The 10,495-nt window shown below is 71.8% G+C and carries 8 protein-coding genes and 1 pseudogene; 7 read left to right on the top strand and 2 right to left on the bottom strand.

Annotation, left to right across the window (positions count from 1 at the left end; translation table 11 throughout):
* The 7 genes from GL263_RS13760 to GL263_RS13730 all read left to right on the top strand — a co-directional run.
* Nucleotides 1-777, top strand: a 777-nt coding sequence (locus GL263_RS13760; RefSeq protein WP_182855972.1) for a carbohydrate ABC transporter permease, incomplete at its 5' end; no start/stop codon positions are given.
* A gap of 392 nt (nucleotides 778-1,169) precedes the next feature.
* On the top strand, nucleotides 1,170-2,366 hold the full coding sequence (locus tag GL263_RS13755; RefSeq protein WP_182855975.1) for an ROK family transcriptional regulator: 1,197 nt from the start codon (nucleotides 1,170-1,172) through the stop codon (nucleotides 2,364-2,366).
* Between the two features lie 426 nt (nucleotides 2,367-2,792).
* The gene (locus GL263_RS13750) at nucleotides 2,793-3,896 is read left to right on the top strand and encodes an ABC transporter substrate-binding protein (RefSeq protein ID WP_182855971.1); all 1,104 of its coding nucleotides are present in this window, start codon (nucleotides 2,793-2,795) and stop codon (nucleotides 3,894-3,896) included.
* A 102-nt stretch (nucleotides 3,897-3,998) separates the two neighbouring features.
* Nucleotides 3,999-4,778, top strand: a complete 780-nt coding sequence (locus tag GL263_RS13745) for an ATP-binding cassette domain-containing protein (protein WP_182855970.1) — start codon at nucleotides 3,999-4,001, stop codon at nucleotides 4,776-4,778.
* Complete coding sequence (locus GL263_RS13740; RefSeq protein ID WP_323379384.1) at nucleotides 4,775-6,082, top strand: sugar ABC transporter permease; 1,308 nt, start codon at nucleotides 4,775-4,777, stop codon at nucleotides 6,080-6,082. Before GL263_RS13745 ends, GL263_RS13740 begins: the two co-directional genes overlap by 4 nt.
* A 264-nt stretch (nucleotides 6,083-6,346) precedes the next feature.
* Complete coding sequence (gene dxs, locus GL263_RS13735; protein WP_182855973.1) at nucleotides 6,347-8,245, top strand: 1-deoxy-D-xylulose-5-phosphate synthase; 1,899 nt, start codon at nucleotides 6,347-6,349, stop codon at nucleotides 8,243-8,245.
* A gap of 68 nt (nucleotides 8,246-8,313) precedes the next feature.
* On the top strand, nucleotides 8,314-9,873 hold the full coding sequence (locus tag GL263_RS13730) for a glycosyltransferase family 39 protein (RefSeq protein WP_182855969.1): 1,560 nt from the start codon (nucleotides 8,314-8,316) through the stop codon (nucleotides 9,871-9,873).
* 90 nt (nucleotides 9,874-9,963) lie between these two features.
* Here GL263_RS13730 and GL263_RS13725 read toward each other — a convergent pair whose 3' ends face one another.
* Nucleotides 9,964-10,347 (bottom strand): PIN domain-containing protein, encoded by a 384-nt coding sequence (locus GL263_RS13725; RefSeq protein ID WP_182855968.1) that lies wholly within the window; start codon nucleotides 10,345-10,347, stop codon nucleotides 9,964-9,966.
* Nucleotides 10,348-10,352: 5 nt separating this feature from the next.
* A pseudogene (locus tag GL263_RS13720) lies at nucleotides 10,353-10,495 on the bottom strand (UDP-glucose 4-epimerase GalE); the annotation flags it as partial.

Raw genomic sequence — 10,495 nt, 5'->3', positions numbered from 1 at the left:
CTGATGGCCGCCGGCCCGCTGCTGTGGGTCGTCGTCAACTCGATGCGGAGCTCGGGGGAGATCGAGGGCAAGCCGTTCGGGCTGCCCTCCTCCCTGAGCTTCGAGAACTTCGCCAACGCCTGGTCCGAGGCGAACATCGGCCAGTACACCCTCAACTCGGTGATCATCCTCGCGGGTTCACTGCCCGGCACCATGCTGCTCGGCTCGATGGCGGCCTACGTGATCGCCCGGTTCACCTTCCCCGGCAACCGCTTTGTCTACCTGCTGTTCGCCGGCGGCATGATGTTCCCGATCATCCTGGCCGTCGTCCCGCTGTTCTTCGTGATGGACAACCTGTCGCTGCTGGACACCAGGCCCGGGCTGATCCTCGTCTACATCGCCTACTCGCTGCCGTTCACGACGTTCTTCATGACGGCGTTCTTCCGCACCCTGCCGGGCAGCGTGGCGGAGGCCGCGACCATCGACGGGGCCTCCCACACCCGGACCTTCTTCCAGGTGATGCTGCCGATGGCCAAGCCCGGCCTGATCAGCATCGGCATCTTCAACTTCCTCGGCCAGTGGAACCAGTACTTCCTGCCGCTGGCGCTCAACGCCGAGCAACCCGACCGCGCGCTGCTGACCCAGGGCCTCGCGGAGCTCTCCGTCGCGCAGGGCTACGAGGGCGACTGGGGAGCGCTGTTCGCGGGACTGTCCATCGCGATGGTGCCGATCCTGGTCGTGTACGTGATCTTCCAACGCCAGGTGCAGGAGGGTCTGACGGCCGGGGCGGTGAAGTAGCGCTCCCGGGGGACGAGGCGCCAGCGGCCGGCTGCACGGGAAACCGTGTGGCCGGCCGACTTCGTAGCCCGCCGTGGCCCCGCCGCTGCGGCGACGATCCCCGCCACACCCTTACGTCTGACCACACCGCTCGTCTGCTTCCCCCGTTGCCGTGGGCTGTCGCCGGCTGAGTGGACGCCGGGAGGCGCCCGAGCGGTCGCGGGGATCTCGCGGGGGCTCGTGATCCGTAGGATGGGCGCATCTGAGCATCGAATCGCTCAAGGGGTTGACGGGACGGAGCCCGGCACGGTCCCCTTGGGGTTCATATGTTGGACGCATGCCGTGCACCCAGCGTTGTGTCGCGGCCGACGGGCGGACGGCGGGCCGCACGTCTAGGTGGGAGTGGACCAGTGGTGGAGACACCGGGATCGCAGTCGTCGCTGCACAGGGCCAACCTGGAACGGGTGGTCAGGGCGGTGCGTATGGCCGGCTCGCTCACCCAGGCGGAGATCGCGAGGACTACCGGCCTGTCGGCGGCGACGGTGTCGAACATCGTTCGCGAGCTGAAGGAGAGCGGCACCGTCGACGTCACCCCGACGTCGGCCGGCGGGCGCCGGGCCCGGAGCGTTTCGCTGTCCGGGGACGCGGGGATCGTCGTCGGCGTCGACTTCGGCCACTCGCATCTGCGGGTGGCGATCGGCAACCTCGCCCACAAGGTGCTCGCCGAGCAGGCCGAGCCGATCGACGTGGACGCGTCCGCCGCGCAGGGACTGGACCGCGCGGAGCGGCTGGTGGGGAGGCTGCTGGAGTCGGCCGGGATCAGCCGCAGCAAGATCATCGGAGTGGGGCTCGGCGTGCCCGGGCCGATCGACGTGGAGACCGGGGTGCTCGGGTCGACGGCCATCCTTCCCGGCTGGACGGGTACCAACCCGCGGGACGAGCTGCAGGCCCGGCTGGGCACACCGGTGCATGTCGACAACGACGCCAACCTCGGCGCGCTCGGCGAACTGGTGTGGGGCGCCGGTCGCGGCGTCACCGACCTCGCGTACATCAAGGTCGCCAGCGGTGTGGGCGCCGGACTGGTGATGCGCGGCCAGGTGTACCGGGGGCCGGGCGGCACGGCCGGGGAGATCGGCCACATCACCCTGGACGAGTCGGGCCCGGTCTGCCGCTGCGGCAACCGCGGCTGCCTGGAGACGTTCACCGCGGCGCGCTACGTGCTGCCGCTGCTGACCCCCGGGTACGGTCCTGACCTGACGATGCCGCAGGTCGTCTCGCTCGCCCGGGAGGGTGATCCGGGCTGCCGCCGGGTGGTGGCGGACATCGGGCGGCACATCGGCAGCGGTGTCGCCAACCTCTGCAATCTTCTGAACCCGAGCCGGGTGGTGCTGGGCGGCGACCTCGCGGACGCCGGTGACCTGGTGCTCGACCCGATCCGCGACTCGGTGTCCCGGTACGCCATCCCCAGCGCCGCCCGGCAGCTGTCGGTGGTGCCGGGCGCGTTGGGCAGCCGTGCCGAGGTGCTGGGGGCGCTGGCGCTGGTGCTCAACGAGATGGGCGACGCGCCGCTGCTGTCGCCGCTGCCCGAGGCGGTGCCCGCCTCGCTCTGACGGTGCTCTGACGGTCGGTCGGGTGCCCGGTGCCGCCGCGGGTTCAGCATGTGAACCCGCGAGATGCCCTTGCCCTGCCGCCGTTCTCCCGCGAGACCGGTTCGCAGTCTTGAAGACCTGAAGCCGCCGTCTCCGGCGCGGCCCGCGTGTCCGCCAGGCCTGCCCGGAGGGCGGCGGAGCCGCCTTGCCGCGCCCCCTATCGCCCGGTCACGCGTGCCCGGGAAACTCCAGGGCCCCGGTGGTGCCGGGGCTCTGTCCGGCGTTCCCGAGCACGCTCTCAAGGCCGCCACGCTGCGTTCATGTTGCTTACGCATAGCATCGTTGCCTTCTCGTTAAGAATTCACTTCTTGACGGCAACCAGCGGCCGGAGTTGACTTCACGCCACCTCGGTCGCAGAGACGCGGCCTTGTCAGGGAGGTAACAGACATGAACGCGACTGTGCGTCGTACCGCCGTTGTCGTCGCCGCCAGTGCGATGGCCGTCTCGCTGGCCGCCTGCGGCACCGCCAAGGAAGCCGGCGGGAACAGCGGTCCGGGTGAGAAGAAGAAGGACGGTCCGCTCTCCATAGGCCTGCTGCTGCCGGAGGACCAGACCGCCCGCTACGAGAACTTCGACCGGCCGCTCATCGAGGCCAAGATCAAGGAACTGTGCTCCGACTGCACGGTGACCTACGTGAACGCCAAGCAGGACGCGTCGGTACAGCAGCAGCAGATGGACTCGATGATCACCAAGAAGGTGGATGTGATCATCCTCGACGCGGTGGACTCCAAGTCCATCGCCGGATCGGTCAAGAAGGCCGACGCCGCCGGCATCCCGGTCGTCGCCTACGACCGCCTCGCCGAGGGCCCGATCTCCGCCTACACCTCCTTCGACAACGAGGAGGTCGGCCGCGTCCAGGGCCGGGCGCTGCTGGAGGCGCTGGGCGACAAGGCCGGCAAGGGCCAGATCGTCATGATGAACGGGTCGCCGACCGACCCCAACGCGGCCATGTTCAAGAAGGGCGCGCTGTCGGTCCTCGAAGGCAAGGTCAAGATCGGCAAGTCGTACGACACGACCGAGTGGAAGCCCAGCGAGGCCAACAAGAACATGAACGGCGCCCTCGCGGCGCTGGGCAAGGACAACGTCGTCGGCGTCTACTCCGCCAACGACGGCATGGCGGGCGGCATCATCACCGCGCTCAAGGGCGCCGGCTTCAAGGAGCTGCCGCCGGTCACCGGGCAGGACGCCGAACTCGCCGGTGTGCAGCGCATCATCGCCGGTGAGCAGTTCATGAGCGTCTACAAGCCGTACAAGCCGGAGGCCGACGCGGCCGCCGAGATGGCCATCGCGCTGGGCCGCGGCGAGAAGGTGAACGCGGACGACACCATCGACAGCGCCACCACCAAGGGCGTTCCGGCGATCCTCATCCCGCCGGTGTCGCTGACCGTGGAGAACCTCGAGGAGACCGTGCTCAAGGACGGCCTCTACAAGCTGAACCAGATCTGCACGCCCAAGTACCGCGCGGCGTGTGAGAAGGCCGGACTGAAGTAACCCGCGGGTTCTTTCCCCGATCTCCGTCCGGCCGGCCCCGGTTCACCCCGCCCACGGGGCCGGCCGGCCGGAAACCCGTACATCTCCGAGGAGTTGGTCTCCATGTCCGCTACGCCCGTGCTGGCGTTGCGCGGAATCTCCAAGCGGTTCGGCGCCGTGCAGGCGCTCACGGACGTCGATCTCGAGGTCCGGCCCGGCGAGGTCGTCGCGCTGGTCGGCGACAACGGCGCCGGCAAGTCCACCCTGGTGAAGGCGATCGCCGGAGTCGGCCCGGCCGACGAGGGCGAGTTCCTCTGGGAGGGCAAGCCCGCCAAGGTCGAACGCCCCCATGACGCCCAGGAGTTGGGTGTCGCCACCGTCTACCAGGACCTCGCGCTCTGCGACAACCTGGACGTCGTCGGCAACCTCTTCCTCGGCCGGGAGATCAACCGCGTCGGCGTCCTGGACGAGGTCGAGATGGAGCGCCGCAGCCGGGAGCTGCTGCAGACGCTCTCCATCCGCATCCCGAGCGTCCGCATCCCCGTCGCCTCGCTCTCCGGCGGCCAGCGGCAGACCGTCGCCATCGCCCGCTCGATGCTGGGCGACCCCAAGCTGGTCATCCTCGACGAGCCCACCGCCGCGCTCGGCGTCGAGCAGACCGCCCAGGTGCTCGACCTCGTCGAGCGCCTGCGGGAACGCGGTCTCGCGGTCATCCTCATCAGCCACAACATGGCCGACGTCAAGGCCGTCGCCGACCGGGTGGCCGTGCTGCGGCTGGGACGCAACAACGGCGTCTTCGACGTCGCCGGCACCTCCCAGGAAGAGATCATCTCGGCCATCACCGGCGCCACGGACAACGCCGTGACCCGCCGCACGGCACGCAAGGCGGAGGGCAAGCAGTGAGCACCGAACTCTCCAGGTCGCCCGAGGACGGCGGCTCCACCCCGGCGGCCGAAACCGCCACGGCGGCCCCGGCGGCCGGCGCGGTCACCGCCGTCGACCCCCGGCTGCTGGTACGCGAACAGGGCTTCAAGGGATACCTCACCGAGTTCGTCCGCCGGATGCGCAGCGGCGAACTGGGCTCGGTGCCGGTGGTCGTCGGCCTGATCGTCATCTGGGCGATCTTCCAGTCGCTCGACAGCGCCTTCCTGTCCGCCCAGAACCTCAGCAACCTCTCCGTCTACATCGTCGGCACCGGCCTGATCTCGGTCGGCATCGTCTTTGTGCTGCTGCTCGGCGAGATCGACCTGTCGGTCGGCTCGGTCAGCGGACTCGCCGGAGCCGTGTTCGCGGTCCTCGCGGTGAACAACGGAATGGCCGAGTGGCTGGCCCTGCTGCTCGCACTCGCGACGGGTGCGGCCGCCGGCGCGGTGCACGGCTTCTTCTTCGCCAGGATCGGCGTGCCGGCGTTTGTGGTGACGCTGGCCGGTCTGCTGGCGTGGAACGGTCTGATGCTCCAGGTCCTCGACAGCACCGGCACCATCAACCTCGACGACGAGGGCCTGGTCGCCACGCTGACCAGCCACTACTTCTCCGACGTGGCGGCGGCCTACGGGCTCGCCGCGGTCGCGGTGCTGGTCTTCGGCGGCGCCCAGCTGCTCGACGCCCGGCGCCGGCAGGCGGCCGGGGTCCCGTTCCGCCCGCTGGCCGAGATCGCGCTGCGCACGGGCGTGCTGGCGGTCTTCGCCTTCGCGGCCGCGTACACCCTCAACCAGTACCGGGGACTGCCGCTCGCGCTGCTGGTCTTCCTCGCCGTCCTGGTCCTGTTCGACCTGCTGCTGCGGCGTACCGGCTACGGGCGCAAGGTCTTCGCGCTGGGCGGCAGCACCGAGGCCGCCCGCCGCGCGGGCATCAACGTGGCCGCGATCCGGATATCCGTCTTCACCCTCGCCGGCACGATGGCCGCCTTCGGCGGTCTCATGATCGCCTCCCGGATCAGCGCCGCCAACCAGGGCGCCGGCTCAGGCAACCTGCTCATGGAGGCCATCGCGGCCGCCGTCATCGGCGGCACGAGCCTGTTCGGCGGGCGCGGCAACGTCTGGTCGGCGCTGCTGGGCATGCTGGTCATCGGCTCGATCGCCAACGGGCTCGCGCTGCTGGGCAGCCCGGCGCACCTGCAGTACATGATCACCGGTGGTGTGCTGCTGGCGGCCGTGGTGATCGACTCGGTGTCGCGGCGTACGCAGAAGTCGGCGGGGCGTACGTAGCCCCCCGGACCCCCGGTCCTCAGCGCCGGACGGGCTGGCACACCCAGCCCGTCCGGCGCTGTCGCGCGCCGGCGTGCGCGCCCCCGCGCGCACGGGGTATCCCGCCCGCGAGGCCACGCCGGGCCGGTGCGAACATTAGACTCGGCGGATCGGTTGTTTCCGTGTCGGCGTTGTTGTCAGCGTTATCAGCTAGGAGGCTCAGTGCCAAAGGTGCCGCGCGATGCGCGTCGACCCGACACCACGGCCACAGGTGGGGGGGAGACTCTGCTTGACCAGATCAGGGGCCCACGGGATCTGGACCGGCTCGGACCCGGACAACTCGACCGGCTCGCCGAGGAGATCCGCGCCTTCCTCGTCGACGCCGTGTCCCGGACGGGCGGCCACCTCGGCCCCAACCTGGGCGTCGTCGAGCTGACCATCGCCCTCCACCGGGTGTTCGACTCGCCGAAGGACAGGGTCCTCTTCGACACCGGCCACCAGTCGTACGTGCACAAGCTGCTCACCGGCCGGCAGGACTTCAGCGATCTGCGCGCCAAGGGCGGCCTCTCCGGCTACCCCTCCCGGGCCGAGTCCGAGCACGACGTCATCGAGAACAGCCACGCCTCCACGGTGCTGGGCTGGGCCGACGGCCTCGCCAAGGCCAACGAGCTGCGCGGCCGTGACGACCACGTGGTCGCCGTCATCGGCGACGGCGCGCTGACCGGCGGCATGGCCTGGGAGGCGCTGAACAACATCGCCGCCGCCAAGGACCGCCCGCTGGTGATCGTCGTCAACGACAACGAGCGCTCCTACGCGCCCACCATCGGCGGCCTCGCCAACCACCTGGCCACCCTGCGCACCACCGACGGCTACGAGCGCTTCCTCGCCCGCGGCAAGGAGATGCTCAACCGCACCCCCGTTGTCGGCAAGCCGCTGTACGAGACGCTGCACGGCGCCAAGAAGGGCCTGAAGGACCTCGTCGCCCCGCAGGGCCTGTTCGAGGACCTGGGCCTGAAGTACGTCGGTCCGATCGACGGGCACGACATCGCCGCCGTGGAGTCCGCGCTGCAGCGCGCCAAGCGCTTCGGCGGCCCGGTGATCGTGCACTGCCTGACCGAGAAGGGCCGCGGCTACCAGCCGGCCCGCCAGGACGAGGCCGACCAGTTCCACGCCGTCGGCGTCATCCACCCCGACACCGGGCTGCCGGTCGCCTCCTCCGGCGCCGACTGGACGTCGGTCTTCGCCGACGAGATGCTCCAGCTCGGCCGGGAGCGCGACGACGTGGTGGCGATCACCGCCGCCATGATGCGCCCGGTGGGCCTGCACCGCTTCGCCGAGGAGTTCCCCGAGCGGGTCTACGACGTGGGCATCGCCGAGCAGCACGGCGCGGTCTCCGCCGCCGGGCTGGCCACCGGCGGACTGCACCCGGTCTTCGCCGTGTACGCCACGTTCCTCAACCGCGCCTTCGACCAGGTGCTGATGGACTGCGCCCTGCACCGCTGCGGTGTGACGTTCGTCCTGGACCGGGCCGGTGTCACCGGCACCGACGGCGCGTCCCACAACGGCATGTGGGACATGTCGATCCTCCAGGTCGTGCCCGAGCTGCGGCTCGCCGCGCCGCGCGACGCCGACCAGCTGCGCCTGCAGCTGCGTGAGGCGGTCACCGTCGACGACGCGCCGACCGTGGTGCGCTTCTCCAAGGGCTCCGTCGGGCCGGCGGTGCCGGCCGTGGGCACGGTCGGCGGCATGGACGTGCTGCGCGAGGCCGGCACGGACGACCCGGACGTGCTGGTCGTCTCGGTGGGCGCGCTCGCCCCGATGTGCCTGGAGGTCGCCGACCTGCTGGCCAAGCAGGGCATCTCCGCCACCGTCGTCGACCCGCGCTGGGTCAAGCCCGTCGACGCGGCGCTGCCCGGGCTGGCCGCCCGCCACCGGGTGGTCGTCACCGTCGAGGACAACAGCCGCGCCGGCGGTGTCGGCAGCGCCGTCGCGCAGGCACTGCGGGACAACGACGTGGACCTGCCGCTGCGGGACTTCGGCATCCCGCCGCGCTTCCTGGACCACGCCTCCCGCAAGGAGGTGCTGGCGGAGATCGGTCTCACCGCGCCGGACATCGCACGTCAGGTCACCGGCCTGGTGGCCCGCCTCGACGGCCGCTACGAGGAGGCCGAACTCGGCCGCTGATCCGCGCACCGGCGCCCGCCTCCCTCCGCGGAGAAGAGCGCCGGACCCGTCGCGTATAGGTTGGGACCATGCCGACCGCAGAGCCCCCCAGCGGGGTCACCGCGCCCACCGCCCCGACGCCGCCGGCGTCGGGGCGGTTCGGTGCCACCCCCCGCACCCGCGTGGCGTGGTCAGCCCGCCTCCTGACCCGGCGCGGGCCGGGCCGCTACTGGCTCTGGCTGACGCCGCTTGTCGTCGCGCTGACCACGCTGACCCGGCTGCCGTCCTTCGCCCAGCCGGTGTGGAACCCGGACGAGGGCTTCCTCGCCACGCAGGCCAGGATGCTGGCCGCCGGCGGCGTGATGTACGACACGGTCGTCGACCGCAAGCCGCCGCTTGTACCGCTGCTGTACCAGGGCGCGTTCGCGGTCTTCGGGGACGACTCGCTGTGGCCGCTGCGGCTGCTCGCGCTGGTCTCGGTCGCCGCCACGGCCCTGCTGCTGGCATCGATCGCCCGCCGCCGCTGGGGGGACCGGGCCGGGGCGACGGCCGCCGTGCTCTGCGTCCTGGCGTCCGTCGGGCTGAACCCCGAGGACGCCCAGGCGGCGAACTTCGAGGTCTTCATGCTGCCGTTCACCGCCGCCGCCATGTGGTGCGCCGACCGGCGGCGTTGGGCCGCGGCGGGGGTGATGGTCGCCGCCGCGTTCCTGACCAAGCAGACCGGGGGAGCGGTACTGCTCCCGGTGCTGTTCCTGCTGTGGCGGAACGTCCCGGGCGGCGGCGGACGGCGACTGGGCGCGCTGGGCCGCACCCTGGCCGGGTTCGCCGCACCGCTGGTCGCCGTCGGGCTGCTCTTCGGGGTCGGCCGCTGCCTGTTCTGGATGGTCACCGGCTCCTCCTCCTACGCGGCCTTCGCCGGCTCCGAACTGCACATACTCGGCAGGGCGTTGGCCAACACCGCGCTCTTCGCCGCCGGCTGCGCCGGGCTGCTGCTGCCGATCGCCGTGGTGCTGCGCCGCAGGGTCGACCGCCGTGGCGTCCTCACCCCCGACCTGTGGGTCTGGCTGACCGCCTCCGCCCTCGGCGTGGTGACCGGCTTCCACTTCTTCGGCCACTACTACCTGCAACTGCTGCCGCCGCTGGCGCTGCTCGCGGCCGGCGCGCTGCAACTCCTGAGCACCGAGTGGCTGCGGGTCGCCGTCGTGTGCTCCGTGGTGGTCTGCACCGGCTTCACCGCCTGGGCCGCGCACACCGCGCGACCCGACCTCGACCACTCGCTGCGGGTCGCCCAGGCCGTGCGGGAGCGGACCGCCCCGGACGAGAAGGTGCTGCTGTGGGGCATGAACCCCGAGCAGTACTGGCTCGCCGACCGCATGCCGGCCTCCCGCTATCTGACGGCCGGGCTGCTCACCAACTACAGCGGCGGCCGGGACGGCCCCATGGTGGGGGAGCGGTACGGCATGCCGGGGTCCTGGCCGACGCTGCTGGAGGAACTGGCCGAGCGGCCCCGGGTCATCGTGGACGACTCGCGGGGCAAGCCGTACCGGCCCGGTCGGATGCCGCGGCTGAAGCGCCTGCTGACGGCCGAGTACGAGCGGGCGGCGGTGGTCGACGGCGCCGTCGTGTGGGTCCACAAGGGCGGGCGCTGAGCCCCCCCGGGCGCCTGCCGTGGCCGTGGCGCGGCTGCCGTGGCCGTGGCGCGGGGGCCGGCTGTCACCGTACGGCGCGGGGGCCGGCCGTCACCGTACGGCGCGGGGGCCGGTGACGTCCGCGCCCAGCTCGGTGACCCGGCGTCTCAGCTCCCGGTCGGCGGTGACGACCAGCACCGGCCGGTCCGGCGCCGCCTCGGCGACCAGCCGCACGATCAGGTCGTCGCCGCTGCCGTCGGCCGCCTCGGTGCGCACCGGCGGCGCCGAGGCCACCCGGCGGGCCGCGCCCTCGACCACCAGCACGACCTCAAGCGGCCCCGGCCGCTCCGGCAGGCCGGACTCGGCCAGCGGCGCCAGCCGGTCGCGCAGCCGCTCGGTGGCGCCGTGCCGGTCCCGCCACCAGCCGTCGGGTACGGACCCGACGACGTTGGCGGCGTCGACGATCAGCAGGTGTGGCGGGGCGGGCGGCTCCATACGGCTCAGCCCCGCCCGGCGGCCGCCTCGGGGTGGCGCCGGCACCAGCCGGCCCAGGCGGAGGTGATCATCGCGCGCACGTCGTGGCGGGCCTGCCAGCCCAGTTCCTTGCTGACGAGGTCGGCGGAGGCGACCACCCGGGCGGGGT

This window comes from Streptomyces durbertensis, from assembly GCF_014156695.1.
Taxonomy (GTDB): domain Bacteria; phylum Actinomycetota; class Actinomycetes; order Streptomycetales; family Streptomycetaceae; genus Streptomyces; species Streptomyces durbertensis.
This window is presented reverse-complemented; position numbering and strand designations above follow the sequence as displayed.